Below are 14091 nucleotides of genomic sequence, written 5' to 3' on the forward strand. Positions count from 1 at the left end.
AGCTGTTGCGGTATGCGACATATCAACGAAACGTGACTAATGCCCCTGGAAGGCCACGGTGATCGTCGCGGTCGGGCCCTGGCGGTGCTTGGCGATGATCAAGCCAGCCTCCCCCGCGCGGGGAGTCCTTCTCGTACGCGTCCTCCCGGTGGAGAAGGACGACCAGGTCGGCGTTGTCCTCCAACGCTCCGGAGTCACGCAGATCGCTCAGCATCGGCTTCTTGTCCGTCCGCTGGTCCGCCCCCCGGTTGCTCTTGGAGAGCGCGACGATGGGGACCATGAGTTCTTTCGCCAGGAGCTTCAGGCACCGGGAGATCTCCGAGATCTCCTCGTAGCGGGAGCCCAGCGGTCGCGTGCCGTAGGTGAGCATCTGCAGGTTGTCGACGACGATGAGCCTGATGTCGTGTTGACTGACCAGGCGACGGCACTGGGCTCTGAGGGCGGTGTAGGTGGGCCACCCGTCGTCCTGGATATACAGGGGGGATGAGACTTCGGGCATCCGCCGGGCGAGCCTGACCCAGTCGTCGTCCGTCATGGTGCCCGACCGCATGTGGTGCAGGGCGACGCGCGCTTCGGCCGAGAGGATCCGCTGGCCCACTTCCTTCCGGTCGGACTCGTAGGTGAACAGCACGGCCGGAAGATTGTGCTCGATAGCCGCATGGCGCAGGAAGTCCACAGCGAGGGTGGAGGTCCCCACGGCCGGCCGGGCGGCGATGACGGTCAGGTGACCTGGCCTCAGGCCGCCCGTGAGAGCGTCGGGGTCGCTGAACCCGGTGAGGATCCCCCGCCGTCGCGGAACTCGTCCAGTCCGACGACGCCAAGATCGTGCGCGGACAGGGCCCGGCCGACCCCGAACGGCTGGAGCCACACCACCGCTTCCGCCTGATCATGGACTGGCCCCACTTCCACGACACCCGGATCGAGCTGAGCCTCGCCCACGACGATGCCTAACGCCGAGCACCGCCGTCGATGCTCCGCGGACAGATCACCGCTGCCCTTGCTGCTGGGCATCTGTTCCCAGGCGGAGCGTCCAGGGAACTTACCCGGTCTTCGTCAGCCATTCGTTCCCCACCAGGCGGTTCACGACGAAGCCGAGGACCGGGGGGCCAGCGCAGGCCGCCGCCCAGTCGCTTGAACGACGGACCGTGCCCGTGTTCCGCACGGAAGGCCACGCTGAACTCGGCGGCCTGCGGGCCGCGACCGTGGTGTTCGTCCCGCCACTGCCCCGTAGGCGACGACCTCGACGTCCGGGAGAACACCCACCGCCGTCCGGCCCCGGCTCGTACCGGGCGACGCAGGGCCTGCCTGCTGACGGCCCTACTCGACCGTTGCCGCTCTCGCGGCCGGAGCCGCGCGGACACGGCCCTCGGACCGTGAGAACCAACTCGTCTCGGGACGGCTCCCGCTCCCCTGCGCTGAGCACGTGACCCGACGTATCGGCCGTGGCGGGCGTTCAGGCGAGACCTACACCGCGACCCCCAACCTGCGTGAATACGACGTTCCCCCGGCCTCTCCGGTGACGGTGACCCGCCCGGACGGCTCCACCGAGGTCCGCCGGGCGGCGAAGGCGAAAGCCGTGCAGCGCCCCACGCGGCGCTCCCGGGCCCGCGGACCGCTGATCTGTGCCTGGTGCGGTCGGCCCATCGCCGGCAAGGCCGAGCGCAGCACGGAGTCCGGCTCCCGCGGCAAGCCCGTGCACGTCAAGGGCTCATGCCCCCGCCAGAAGGCAAAGCGGCCTACCAAGCCCGACCCCGCCTCCACCCTTCCGCGATCTCGTGGCGGGACTGCCAACCCGTACAAGGACCCCAACACCCGGGCTGTCCCGCTGGAGCGGTGGCTGAAGGTCACCTGCCCTCGGTGCGCGGCGCCTCCTGGCACGCGCTGCACGGTCCGCGCCGTCCAGGGCACCGTAAAGTCCACCGCCATTCCCCACCAGGAACGTCCGCAGATCGTTCGGCGGGCGATGGCGGCAGCCGCCCGCAAGTAACGGCAGATGCTCGTGCTCCCAATCCGCGTCGACACGGCGGCGCGGTACGCCACTCGCCAGGCCGGCCACGATCACTCCGGCGGCCGCGCCTCGACCTGGACGGCCGAGAGGTCCACACCGGTCGTCCCGACCCCCTGGCGGGCCAGGAACACCGCCTCCCTGCCCTCCGCGGGCCCCAAGGTCCAGGGCACGGCGAAGGGCGCCCCAGCACCTCGGCTCCGGGCCCGTGGCCGGGGTACTGGGTCCACTCGAACCGGTCAGTCGAAGTGCCGGTGGCGGAACTCGCGGTAGTTCCGGGTGTTCAGGATGAAGGTGTGGACGGCGATGTCGACGGTGCGGCCGCAGCACATCTCCAGGCCCTGGCCCCACTGGCCGATGGCGCACACTCCGCCCACCGACCGGCGGCCCGCACCACGAAGACGCGGGCCTGCCGCTGTGGATCCCGTGCCCGCATCACCTTGGGAAATCCGGTGACGCGCGGCTTCATGATGCGGCCGCTTCCGTGACCACACAACTGCCCGCCATAACCCTGGAGGTGCACCAGCCTTGGACAGCTCATCCGCTCCCGGCGCGTATTCACACGCGGCGGCCCGGCCCCTGCGGATGCTCCCTGGGCGTGGGGGGATGCGGTACGGCCGTCTGCGGTGGCGCGGACGGGGGCCGGGTGGTTCGGGCACGTGTGGCCTGGCCCCCGCAGGAGCCGTTCGGCCATGGCCTGGATCTGGGCGGCCCGGTCGGCGAAGAGCCGTGCGCCGTTGCGGGCCGGGGCCCGCAGGAAACCCCCTTCGTCGTAGCAGGCCTGGTAAGAGGTACTGGCCTGCCGCGCCGAGACAGGGGCGATGGCGGCTGCAACCGCGCGGGCGAAGTCGGTCAGGTGCGGCCGGTCGGCCTGGCACCAGGCTGCGTGCCGATAGTGTCGTGGCGTTCCCACACGCGCAGGCCCACGTCCTGGCACCGGTCCAGGAACCGGTGTCGGTACCGGCAAGGGCTGCGGCCTCGCAGACGGTGCGCTGCAGAACCTGACGCTCGGTCTCCAGGTGTTCGTGCCGGTCGGCTTTCGCGGGCTCGCCCGCGGTCGGCGCACGGCGCGCGGTAACTGGTCCGTCGGGGACATCGCAGTCAGGTCCCAGCGGGCCTTGAAGTCGCGGATGGCGGTGTGCATCGCGACGATGTCACCATGGCCCGGGGCTGTCATCCGCCGTGCGGTCGGGCGCGGCCTGGAGGCGGTCCAGGTTTCTGTAGAGGGCGCGCGCAAGGCGGGCGCGATTCTGCGCGCAGCGGGCAGTGCCCTCGATCGGCTGGGACAGGCGTCCGGCGGCTTCGCCGAGGATGACTTCGGCGAGGGCACCACGGCCGTCGTTCTTCGGCAGGGCGGCGGCGTGACGCTGCACGTCTGCGGCGACCGCGCGGGCGTGCCTGGTCAGCTGAAGCACGATCTGCTCGAAGTCGGGCGCGGTGAGGTTCGGGTTGTGCCACGCAAGCACGGCGTTGACGAGCGCTTCGTATGGGGCGCGGTCCAGGGGAGGTTGCGCCTCGATCAGGCTGTGAGGGTCGTGGCATACGACGTGGGCGTCGTTCATCGGGCGCCCGCCGTGTGGTCGGCCTGGTCATCGCCGCTAGCACCGGGGCCGGGTGCCTGGGTGACAAGGGAGCGGGCATGGCCGCGGTCGGCGTGTGCGATAAGCGCGGGAAAGAGCCGCCCGAAGACGGGTGGTTGGAGGCCGGGAGCTTCCGGTCGGGGACCGGTGAGTGTGGGTGCGCTCATGGGTACTTCCCTCGTCGCTGGGTTCGTCGTTGTTGTTCGACGCGACGAAGGAAACGGATTGGTCCTCAACGGGGGATCGACTCCCCCCAGGCATCCATCGCGCTCAGGCGCCCGGTTCCTGCTGCCGCCACCGTGACTACCGATGTCGTCACTGGCGAATGTCACCTTGCGGTGGGGGGCGTCCTGGGGTGCGCGCAAGGATTTCTTGCGCGCCCGGAGCGCGTGGTTTGACCGCTGGCGTGCTCCCGGTGGTGCCTGGTCGTCGCTCATGAGGGAGCGATTGCGGGGCAAGCGCTATAAGAGAGAGATAGAGCTATTCATAGACTTTTTGCCATTCTGCTGCAGTAAGGGACAACATGCCCGAAACACGCTGTACTGGGTTCGTCCAGTACTACAACCGCGATGAGGGTCACGGTTTCGTCGTGCCTCGTAACGGACGAGATCCCATCTACTTCGAGCAGACCGCGTTCGCCCCGGGCCTGACCTGCGTGGCCGAAGGCCAGCAGATCACATTCCGCATCACCCTGGGCGAGCGGCGCCTGGAAGCGCACGACATCCGACCCTGACTCCGGTGAGGGTCTTGGAGGCGATGGCCGGGCTGACCGTGCGGGCGGTCCATTCGAGGGGACCGCCCGCCGCTGCATGTGCGGGTGGGAAGGGCGGACCCGCCACGGCGTCGACACATCCCGGCTGCACGGTAGGTCCGGCGGCGCAGCCGGTGCGTCCAGCCGGTCCGGCCGGACGGCGGGGGCGCGGTGGTGCCGGAGATCCAGGGCGGCCGACGCGGTGGGGAATATGAAGTAGTCAGCACCGCACGCATCGGAACACCGCCCCTGCCAGGCACTTCAACATTCGTCACTTAGGATGACGACACCCCGACGGTATCCCCGACGCACCTCCACGGCACCCGAAACGCACCCCGGAAGAACACCCCGCCGTCATCCGCGGCAGCCGACGTACCCGCAGGGACGGTGCGGACACGGGCCGGACCGGAACTTCACGGCACGCAGGGACGCCCCAGGGAAGTAGTCGGCGCGCCGGGCCGGCCTCGCCAGCTCCCTTGTCCCCCAGGTCAGCGGGATGCCGCGCTGACTGGACATACCACCGCGAATGGGTCCCGTTCTAGGACCTGAAACGGGCCCCGGAACGGAACCAGCCCCAGGGCCGGCCCGTCGAATGCCGAACTCCCGCCGCCATCCACGCGGGCCGCCGTCAGCCAGGGCCGGGGCGGTCCAGTCGGTGGCGAACGGACCGGCCTGCTCGCGCACTGCGGAGTCCGCACCGGTGGACCCTTGACGGCCGTCACTGGCCGACCTGGATACGTCCGCCAGGTCTGGGCTGTGGACTTCACCCGCAGGCGCCACCAGGGCAGCGGGTTCGCCCGCCCAAGCGCAGGAGCAGTGACGGCAGGCCCGTCGGGATCGGCGGCACGGTACGGACGTTCACCTCGGTGCCACGGCCGCACGGGAACCGGGCCGTCGGCTGGGCACTGGTCGGCGGAGCCAGCCGTGAGTTCTTGCACGGCAGCTCCGACAGCAGCCCGAGCACGAACGCCCGCGCCCAGCACCGTGGTTCCACCCGCTTCCATTCCCTCCGCACGCCGCGAGGCCGCTTCCGCCGCCCCCCGGCTGCGATCTCTTGGGTTGGTGTCGGTGGTGGTGAGGGTCGGTTGTGCTGGTCCGGGGATGGGTGTTGCCGGGCTGGTCGGCGGCTCTTTTCGGGTGGGCAGGCCGTTGTCATGGGGTGAGAGGTTGATGGGTGGGATCGCTGTCGTGGGGTCTTATCGCGTGGCGCCTGATGTTGTCTCAGGTTGGAGAGTTCTTACCGAGGCCGAAGAGACGGCCCGCATTTGCGCCGAGCTGGCCGCGCAGTACCCGGACCTCGCAGCGGTCTCCGTATCCGTCCGGGAGACCCAGGAAGCCCAGCAACCGGTCTCCGCGCCGTTCCGAGCACCGATCTTCAGCGGAGCGCCCCCTTCCCGGCCGCCCCATTGAAGGTCGGCCGTGAGGGGCCGTGCAGACGATCATCGGGAGGAGCAACCGCCTGTGGGAGTCGTCGCGGAGAACTGCGAAGCGGCACGGCGACCCGCCCGGTCCCGAGGTCGGCCTGTGCGCGGGTCCGGGGCCTGGTGAAGTCCGTCAAGGGCTCGACGAGGGAGGCGGCCCGTCTGCTGGGCGTGTCCCAGCGCACCGTCGAGCGCTACCTGACCGGCCGGATCCAACAGCCGCGCCCTGCGCTGGCCGCCCGCCTGGAGGGGGAGGTGCGGTCGCGTTGGCAGTCCCGGGTGGGGGAGCGGGCCCGCAAGCAGGCCGCGGCCTCGTCCGGCATCACGGTCGAGACTCGCGCCCGGGTCGGGTTCACCGCTGCCGCTGCCGCCGGCACTTTCGACGACGGGTGCCTGCGCCGGATCACCCAACACCTCCCGCCCGCCCACGCCGCCCGCACCTCGACGCCCACGCGACCGGAGCCACCGACCCGCAACTCCAGGCCCTCGTCGCTGAAGGGCTCCGGGAGCAGTACTTCACCGACCGCGGCCGCCGCGCCGACAACCTCCACGACGTCGTGTTCACCGGCATCGACTGCATCGACATGCAGATCTGAACCGCCCCGGCCGGGCTCTCGCTTCCGAGGTCTCATCAGGGTCTCTCAGGGAAGCAGTCGGCGGCTTCCGCCCCCTTGACCATGTGCCCTGAGCTGCGGAATACCCGCTGCCGCGAGAGGCTGGGGGCACGTTGTAGGGCAACCTGGGCCGGGAGGGCCGGCCGGGTCGGGAAGAGCCGAACCGGCCGCCGCTCCCGCGGTTCGGGCCAAGGGGCGAGGACGGTCCCGGCGGCGGCGACCAGGTCGTCGGCGGCCCGGATCGCGCGCTCCCGCGCCTCCTGGAGCGCCGTCGGGCTTGGTGACCGCCCGTAGGCCGTACGCGGCCCGCGCGCCGGCCTCCGCGGTTCCGGTGCGGGCGGGAAGCAGGGGCTCGCACCCGCGGCAGCGGCCCGGCGATGGCCGACCGTGTCCGGTGGCCCTGCGCAGGCGCCGCTTCCCAGTCCCCGCCGGCCATCCGGATCTCTTCCCGGACTGCCATCGCCCGCGGGTGGTCGGTCAGCGCGCCTGCGTGGCTGCATTCTGGCTGACCTGAAGAGCGTTGTTCTGTGGGGCTGACATTTTCGGCATGATGCCCGACCTCCCCGCGCGTTGAATGATCCACGGGCTGGCGTCCCAGACCCAAGGGCGGTCAAAAGCGCTCGCGTCACTCTGTGAGCGGGTACGACATTCCGCTGGCCCTGCTCGGTTTGGCTTGGCCCGCCGTAATCGCCGCTACCGGACACCAGATCAAGCACACCATCCCGGAACCGAAGGACCAGCGGGCCAACCACAGGCGCCGAGAAAGCCGAGGAGGCCGGCCAGCGGGCTTCGACATGGAGACATACAAGCGCCGCAACGAGGTCGAGCGCACGATCAACCGGCTCAAGAACTACCGCGCAGTGGCTACGCGCTACGACAAGCACGCCTTCGTCTTCCACGGCACTGTCACTGTGGCCTCCCTCCGGCTGTGGCTCAGCCCCTGAGCGGGCGGATAATACGGTGGCCGCCTGATTCGCTTCTCTGCCACGATCTGGGGGTGAATACATTGTTCCTGATGGTCGGCCTGCCAGGGGCCGGGAAGACCACGCGGGCTCGGCAGCTCGCCGCGGAGCACGGCGCGCTGCGTCTGACCCCCGACGACTGGATGATTCCCCTGTTCGGTGAGGCAGAGGCCGACGGCAAGCGCGACGTGCTGGAGGGGCGTATGCTCTGGCTCGCCCTTGAGGCGGTCAGACTCGGCACCAACGTCGTCGTGGACTACGGCTGCTGGTCACGGGACGAACGGTCCGCGATTCGCTGGCTCGTGGAGGCCGAGGGAGGGTGCTTCCACATGGTCTACCTGCCGGTGGACGAGGAGACCCAACGCGCCCGTATCGCCCACCGCTGGGCGACCAACCCCGAAGAGACATTGCCGATGTCCGAAGCAGACATCGTGCACGGGCGCGCGCATTTCGAGGAGCCCGACGCGGCAGAGCTCGAGGGCCACAGGGCCGCCAACCTGCCGCCCGGGTGGGTCGACTGGCGGGAGTGGGCCGCCGACCGGTGGCCCTCGTTCGCGTGACTGCTGCGGCCCACGGCGACTCAGTCGTACCAGGCGTGCCCTGCACCAGCCCGGAACGATACGTCGGACAGGCCCTAGCACGGCGAGAACCCCTGGACACACCGGCCGCCGACCCGGTGCCCTCGTGGTGCAGGTGGCGACATAACCGCCGACCTCGCCGTCGACTCCGGCCGAGCACTGCTCGACCTCGGCGACGCCCGCCGTGCCCACCGGCTCATCCGCGAGAGGCAGGCGGAACACCCACCGGCCCGCATCAAGACCAACGGTGTCTTCCAGACCTGTCAGGCCGCGTCCTTTCTGGAGTTGGGGGAGCAGGCCGCGGACGCGGCGACCGAAGCCTCGATCTGGCACTGCGGATCGGCGTCCGACATCGCGTGAAGCTCGTCCGCGACCTCACCCCTGCCTTCAAGCCGTTATCAAGCACGCAGGGGGTTTCCTCACTCCTGTCCTCTGCGGCCTGGCTAGTCCCTGACCTTGAGGAAGCGCATCCGGGTCGCGCCATTGCTGTCGGTGCCGCCGGCCTCGGCGTTGGAGATCTTGCCGCCGGTGAGGACGAACATCAGGTGCAGACGGACTGTCCGAGGGCCGGAGGCGACCGTGTACTCGGTCATGATGTGTGTGGTTCCGCCTTGCTGCTCCTGCCGCTCGGCGTTGATGGCCGCGATCTGGGTGAAGCTCGTCAGGAGGGTGTCGGTGGTCTCGTCCCGGAGCCAGCCGATGATGTAGCCGCTGCCCCCGGTGGCGGAACCGAGCGCGTACCGCACGTCGCTGTCGATGTGGTAGACACCGGCTTCCGGGAGCACGATGTCGGACTCGGGGATCGGCACGTCGGTGCCGGCCCGGGCCAGGAGGTTGGCGTGCTGCCGCTCGGCATTGAGGAACGCGCTCACCGGGGTGAGGCGGGCGCCGACCCGCCACCGCTCGGGGCAGCCGGGCGTCCCGGTGACGTCGATGTCCACCGACCGGTGGGAGCTGGTGTTGCCGCCGGGAGCGATACCCGTGACGTCGATCCGTGGCACGAGCAGCCCACCGGTCGTGTGCCGTGCGGCATTGCACGGGGACGGGTCCAGAGCTGGTGCATCGGGTGCGTACAGGCACCCGTCGCTGCCACGGGTGATGGCGTTGCCCCGGTCGGTGGAGATGCACGGAGGGCGCGCGGTGGAGCAACCGTCCTGGCAGGAGGAGACGGGGACGACAGGGGGGACCGGGGCGTAGGGGCGGGACGAGCCGTCGAGGGTGTCGGTCGTGCAGGTGATCGCGCCGTCGCAGTCGCGGCAGGTCGTACGGAGGAACGGTCTGCCGCAGCCCGGGGCGGACGCCTGGACGGTGAGGACGAAGCTGTCGACGGTCCACTGTTTGGGGCCGACTCGGCAGGCGTCGTCGTTGCCCGTCTCCAAGTTGAGCTCGACGACGACTTTGCCCGCGAGGACGTCCGCGAGGGGGACGGTGGCCGCCTGGATGGCGCCGTTGTCATCGCCGCCCGCGGGCAGGTCGGGCGGGCCCAGGAGATCGGTGCGGATCGGGGTCGTGCCGTTCCAGAGTGCGAAGCGTCCGTAGAGTCGGCACGCCGCGGCCGGGCCATCGTTGTGCACACGGACCGAGGCGCTGATCGTGACGTTGGTGGGGCTGCCGCGCAGTGACGCGGGATCGACGTGCACGACTCCGGCGAGCCAGGTGTGCTGCCCGTTGTGCGTCCCGTCGTCGGCCGGGAACGTGCCCGTGCCGCTGTTCAGGATGGTCTGGGCGACGACGGGGTCCAGAGCCGCGTGGGTGTTCGCGATGGTGTAGTACGGCGTCGGGTCGGTGCTCCTCGCGGTCGCCGCGACCCGGTAGGGAGCGGAGTCCCGCAGTGAGGTCGTCTCGCAGCGCTCGGACCGCTTGGAGCAGGTACACGGAGTGGGCGGGCAGCCTGGCTTGGGGGGCGGACAGTCGCCGATGGTGATCGGGGGCTGCCCGCAGCCGCATGTGCTCATGGATCAACTCCTTTTGTTGGGTGGAGAGATGGCGCTGGCCGCGCGCCCCTGCGTCTGGCAGTTCGAGCGCGAGGGTAAACGTCGCCCTGGGGCCGAAACGAGTGGAAGTCGAGAGAGGGTCGGCGCGTTGAGGAATCCTGGGGACTGAAGGCGGGCCTCGCATCGGGGAGCGAAAGGAGACCGTGGGAAGGCTGTTCGCCGTGTCATGGCTGATATGACGTCGATCGTCATCCAGCCGCATGGCCCAAGCCGGTCGTGCCCTTGAAGTGGAAAACAGAAGCGGCCTCGTCGGCCTCTTGCAGGGTTTTGCTGCTGGTACTACACGATGCCGCGCCGGGCATGTGATCAGAAGAATGACTGAAGTCCAGTCATATGTGACGCCGATATCTTCTTAAGGTACTATCCCGCGATCCCCCATGCATTACCCCGTTAGAGTGAATGGCTTCCCGGCCAGGGGGCGAAGAACTCTCTTTCGGCTGGCGGTCGATCGGCCAGGCACTGCTCGTAGCCGGCACTCCGGCCGGAAGGGCGTTCGTCAGCGTCGGAATGGACGCTGCGAAGGCCAGGAGGAATACCTGCCCGGCGGGAGCGTCGTCGAGGTGGAGCACCGCGAGGGCGGGGAGCACGGCCCGTTGGACACAGGAGCTGGCATGGTCGATGCCTTCGCCCGCGAGAGGGAGGGCGAAGGAGTGGCGGCCGCGTTGTGCGGGCCCGGTGTTCCCGGACGGGCTGCGGTCTCGAAGGCCGTGGTCACGGGGAGGGGCTCGGGGTCGGAAGTGGAGTTGGGGGTTCGCGGGTGTTCGCGGCGGGTGGAGGAGCGCGATGTTCCGCGATGGGTTCTGCCGAGTCACCGTCGAGGACGCCTCCGGAGGCCGCGCCTGGGCCAACCCGATCCACCTCGCCCCGCACACCGCCGCCTAGTCCGTGCCCGTCCGTACGCCCGTCGATAGGAATGCCGTCATGCTGTGGCACGCGCTGCGCGCACTGTCCATCGGAGAGCTGACCGCCGGCCAGTTGAGCTGGCTGCGCCAGACCTTCGCGCTCACCGACTCCCACTCGTCCGCCATGACGATGTGCGGCCCGGCAGACCATCGGGGGGCTGGTGACCCCGTCACCGCCCTTGCGCGCCGTACCCCTTGCGCACTGCCCTCCTCGCGCGCCGCCCTCTTCGTGCTCATGGTGCCGTCGCCGGCTTTGCCCAGTTCACGCCGAGTGCGGTGAGCTGCCCGCGCTGTTCCTCGGTCAACCCCGCGCGCCGGTTGCGGGTGTTGCTGATCCAGATTCCCAGTTTCACCGGTCCGTCCGGGAGTTCCTCGATGTGGGTCCGCGGGACGACGACCCGCCCTTCCCGCTCGGCGTACTGGGCGAGCGCAGTGATGCCCCGCTGGAACGCCCCGCCCGGCGCCCGCCGCGACCGCGCCTTCACGGGCGCGGTATCCGGCTTCTCGGTCGGCCGGACGCCGAGCTGGACCAGGCGCTCGCGCTGCTCCTCGGACAGCCGTCCCCACGCCTCTTGCTGGGCTGTGAGCCACCGGCCGACGTCCAGGCCGTTGACCAGCGCCCCCGGCTCCAGGCGCCCGAGCGTGCTGCCGGGCTTCGCAAGGCCCGCCAGGGCGGCGTAGTGGCGTTGCCAGTCCACCGGCCACGCGGGGTTCCAGTCCGGATCGATCGCGGCCAGCGCCGCCGCACGCCGCTTGGCCCGTTCCGGGTCCTTGCCGAGCCCGCCCTTCTTCCGCGCGTTCGCCAACCACTGCCCCACCGGCCGGTCCAGCATCATCGCGGTGACCGGCGCGGCGAGAGTTCCGTACGCCTCGAAGTACGCGCGGGCCGCACCCAGGTTCTCCTCCCACGCGGCGTCGGCCGGGTCCCAGACGATGTCCAGCGCCTCCAGGTCCTGCGCCCGCTCGGGCAGCATGGTCCCGGCCCGCATCGCCCGCCGTTGGTCGGACAGCCACCGTCCCAACGGGAACCCACCCTCGCCCCGCTCGTCGCCGCCCTCGACGTGGTGGTAGGGCGCCGCGAGGTCGCCTTCCCGCTGCCGGTAGGCGACCGCGGCCCGGTGTCCGGCCCGCCAGTTCGCGTGCTCGGGCTCGATCAGGTTGTACTGCACCAGTCGCGCCACCAGCGCCGGATCCCGGTGCGCTCCGAACCGGAGCAGCAACCGCTGTTCCTCCTCGTCGTCGCTCTCCGGTGCGCGACCGAGCCAGGCCGACCCCGGTTTCGTGCGCGCCGTGTCCTCCTGCGGAATGGCCAGCATTTCCACGGCGCGTTCATCGTGCGCGCGCAGCCCGGAAAGAACTTTCAGCAAAGGCCGATAGGAAGCCGAATACGGCATATCCTCCTGGGTTTCGTCCGGGCCGAGGAAAACAGGCACGATGAGGGTCGCCATTTTGTCCTGGCCGGGCTTTTGGCGGAGTGCCCTTCCGATGGCCTGGACGATATCAACGGCCGATCCCTTCGGGTCGATCAAAGCGACGGAGTCCACGCTCGGGCAGTCGACGCCCTCGCCGAGGACCCGGCAGTTCGACATCACCGCACGGCCGGCGCACCGCCCGAACCGGCCGAGTTCGTCCGCGCGTGCTTCGGGCTCGTGCTGGCCCGACAGCCACCCCGACCACACCCGCGCGGGGTGCCGGTCCGGATCGGCCGCGTGCAGCCGGGCCGCGACCTTGCCCAACCCGGCGGAGAACGCGTGCGCCTCGACGGTGCGGTGGTGGAAGGTGATGCACCGCTGGAGTCCGTGCTCGGCCATCGTCTCCAGGAGGGCGGCTTGGAGCACCGCCAGGCGCTCACCCCGCACGTGCTCCTCGTTCCGCTCCTCCCCGTACAGCTTCTCCAGCGTCAGCCGCTTGTCCCGCAGCTCGACGACCACGATCTGATATCGGGCCAGCAGGCCCCGCGAGATCGCGTCCGAGAGGTCCATGGCCCAGAGCACGGGCCCGAAGATCCGCTCATCCGCCATGGAGCACGCCATCTCCGCCGGCAGGCGATCCACCGCCCCCGACCCCGCTCCCGTCCCCGACTCCTCCGGCCTCCACCGTGGCCGGGGCCGTTCCATCCAGATCCGCGGCGTCGCCGTCAGATACAGGCGCCGCATCGCCGGCACCTGCTCCTGGTCGTGGACGACCGCCCACGCCTTCCCCAGCGACCCGCTGGTCCTGTGCGCCTCGTCCACACAGACCAGATCCCACACGTCCACCGGAAGCCCGTAGGAGCCCTCGTGGGCCTCCACCAGGACCGGCAGGGACGAGTACGTCGCAAAGACCGTCACCGGCCCGCTGCCGTAGTGCAACGCGAGCTGCGGGGCGCTCGTCGTCGAGGGGACCCGCAGGTCGTACAGCCGCGGGTCGTCCTCCATCGAGCACACCGCCACCATCGGCCCCGAACGCCCGAAAGCCAGCCACTCCCGCACCGTCTGCGCCAACAACTCCAACGTCGGAAGAAGGACCAGGACCCGCCCGTGCGGAGAAATGCGCTGGGCCGCACCGGCGGCAATGAACGTCTTTCCCGTGCCACACGCCGCGTGCACCTGACCCCGCAAACCGTTCTCCGGAATACGCTGCCCCGGCCGGATCTCCAGCCCGGCCACGATCGCGTCCACGGCTTCCGCTTGATGCGGACGGAGCATAATTTCCTGACTCATACGTGACGTCTCCATATCCGGGGAGGGGGTGACTGTTCCCTCGGGATGCTACCTGGTGCATCACTTGATGCACCAGGTTCATGCAGCGTGATGCACTCCTTCGAGTTGAGGTCGTCTCAATCTACCCTCTCGGTGGTTTGCCAGTGTGCTATGCCCCTCGGATCGACACAAAGCCTGTGCGGGCACTTACCCCCTCCGCAACCTCGGAGGGGTTCGTATCGTGAGGCGGTTTCCCTGCCCTCGAAAGGGCCCCCCCGGAGAGGGCGGGCAACGGGGCCGGCCCCGGTCGGTGGTGACAGGCCATCTGGGATCGCACCTGGCAGGCAAGATGATGCATCGCCACCCCTCCACCGTAGCCAGCCCGGCGAAGCCGGCAGGGCGGGAGCGCAGCGGACGCCCGGTCCCGCAGCGCAGCGAAGGGACCCCACACGATTACCGCGCAGCGGTAATCCAATTCACGCAAAGCGTGAATTTTAGAAAGCGCGCAGCGCTTTCTAAAAAGGCGCGCAGCGCCTTTCAGAATGCGCGCAGCGCATTCCGTCTCTGCCATGCGCGCAGCGCATGGATACCCGCTCCGCGGGG

The 14091-nt window shown here is 69.8% G+C and carries 8 protein-coding genes and 3 pseudogenes; 6 read left to right on the top strand and 5 right to left on the bottom strand.

The genetic code is table 11. From position 1 onward, the window contains the following. Positions 1–36 precede the first annotated feature (36 nt). Positions 37–784 (bottom strand): annotated as a pseudogene (locus ACZ6EJ_RS05735) (DnaB-like helicase C-terminal domain-containing protein); the annotation flags it as partial. A 41-nt stretch (positions 785–825) separates the two neighbouring features. On the opposite strand from ACZ6EJ_RS05735, the gene ACZ6EJ_RS05740 reads away from it, so the two are divergent. Both ACZ6EJ_RS05740 and ACZ6EJ_RS05745 read left to right on the top strand, forming a co-directional pair. Continuing rightward, positions 826–951: a hypothetical protein gene (locus ACZ6EJ_RS05740; protein WP_469264877.1), complete on the top strand. Its 126-nt coding sequence runs from the start codon at positions 826–828 to the stop codon at positions 949–951. Positions 952–1693: 742 nt separating this feature from the next. Beyond that, entirely contained in the window at positions 1694–1987 is a 294-nt protein-coding gene (locus ACZ6EJ_RS05745) for a zinc finger domain-containing protein (RefSeq protein ID WP_469264876.1), read from the top strand. Positions 1988–2244: 257 nt separating this feature from the next. Here ACZ6EJ_RS05745 and ACZ6EJ_RS05750 read toward each other — a convergent pair whose 3' ends face one another. Both ACZ6EJ_RS05750 and ACZ6EJ_RS05755 read right to left on the bottom strand, forming a co-directional pair. After that, entirely contained in the window at positions 2245–2373 is a 129-nt protein-coding gene (locus ACZ6EJ_RS05750) for a hypothetical protein (protein ID WP_469264863.1), read from the bottom strand. A gap of 786 nt (positions 2374–3159) precedes the next feature. Then, positions 3160–3567 carry a DUF6415 family natural product biosynthesis protein gene (locus ACZ6EJ_RS05755; protein ID WP_469264864.1) on the bottom strand — a complete coding sequence of 136 codons (408 nt, stop codon included), beginning with the start codon at positions 3565–3567 and terminating at the stop codon, positions 3160–3162. Between the two features lie 541 nt (positions 3568–4108). Between ACZ6EJ_RS05755 and ACZ6EJ_RS05760 the strand changes: the two genes are divergently transcribed. The 4 genes and pseudogenes from ACZ6EJ_RS05760 (at position 4109) to ACZ6EJ_RS05775 (ending at position 7893) form a co-directional block, all read left to right on the top strand. Continuing rightward, complete coding sequence (locus ACZ6EJ_RS05760; RefSeq protein ID WP_469264865.1) at positions 4109–4318, top strand: cold shock domain-containing protein; 210 nt, start codon at positions 4109–4111, stop codon at positions 4316–4318. 1499 nt (positions 4319–5817) lie between these two features. After that, positions 5818–6353: pseudogene (gene tpg / locus ACZ6EJ_RS05765) on the top strand (telomere-protecting terminal protein Tpg). A gap of 694 nt (positions 6354–7047) precedes the next feature. Then, positions 7048–7315: pseudogene (locus ACZ6EJ_RS05770) on the top strand (IS5/IS1182 family transposase); the annotation flags it as partial. Positions 7316–7368: 53 nt separating this feature from the next. Next, a complete protein-coding gene (locus ACZ6EJ_RS05775) occupies positions 7369–7893 on the top strand; it encodes a P-loop nucleotide/nucleoside kinase family protein (protein ID WP_469264866.1) in 525 nt (174 codons plus the stop codon). Between the two features lie 461 nt (positions 7894–8354). Here ACZ6EJ_RS05775 and ACZ6EJ_RS05780 read toward each other — a convergent pair whose 3' ends face one another. Both ACZ6EJ_RS05780 and ACZ6EJ_RS05785 read right to left on the bottom strand, forming a co-directional pair. Beyond that, positions 8355–9866 carry a hypothetical protein gene (locus ACZ6EJ_RS05780; RefSeq protein ID WP_469264867.1) on the bottom strand — a complete coding sequence of 504 codons (1512 nt, stop codon included), beginning with the start codon at positions 9864–9866 and terminating at the stop codon, positions 8355–8357. A gap of 1174 nt (positions 9867–11040) precedes the next feature. Further along, positions 11041–13509 carry a helicase associated domain-containing protein gene (locus ACZ6EJ_RS05785; protein WP_469264868.1) on the bottom strand — a complete coding sequence of 823 codons (2469 nt, stop codon included), beginning with the start codon at positions 13507–13509 and terminating at the stop codon, positions 11041–11043. Between the last annotated feature and the right edge of the window lie 582 nt (positions 13510–14091).

The organism is Streptomyces sp. NPDC041970 (genome assembly GCF_055588985.1).

Excerpts from the sequence above, each read along its gene's own strand:
- ACZ6EJ_RS05760 (WP_469264865.1), top strand. The coding sequence starts at position 4,109 with ATGCCCGAAACACGCTGTACTGGGTTCGTCCAGTACTACAACCGCGAT.
- ACZ6EJ_RS05780 (WP_469264867.1), bottom strand. The coding sequence starts at position 9,866 with ATGAGCACATGCGGCTGCGGGCAGCCCCCGATCACCATCGGCGACTGT.
- ACZ6EJ_RS05785 (WP_469264868.1), bottom strand. The coding sequence starts at position 13,509 with ATGAGTCAGGAAATTATGCTCCGTCCGCATCAAGCGGAAGCCGTGGAC.
- ACZ6EJ_RS05755 (WP_469264864.1), bottom strand. The coding sequence starts at position 3,567 with ATGAACGACGCCCACGTCGTATGCCACGACCCTCACAGCCTGATCGAG.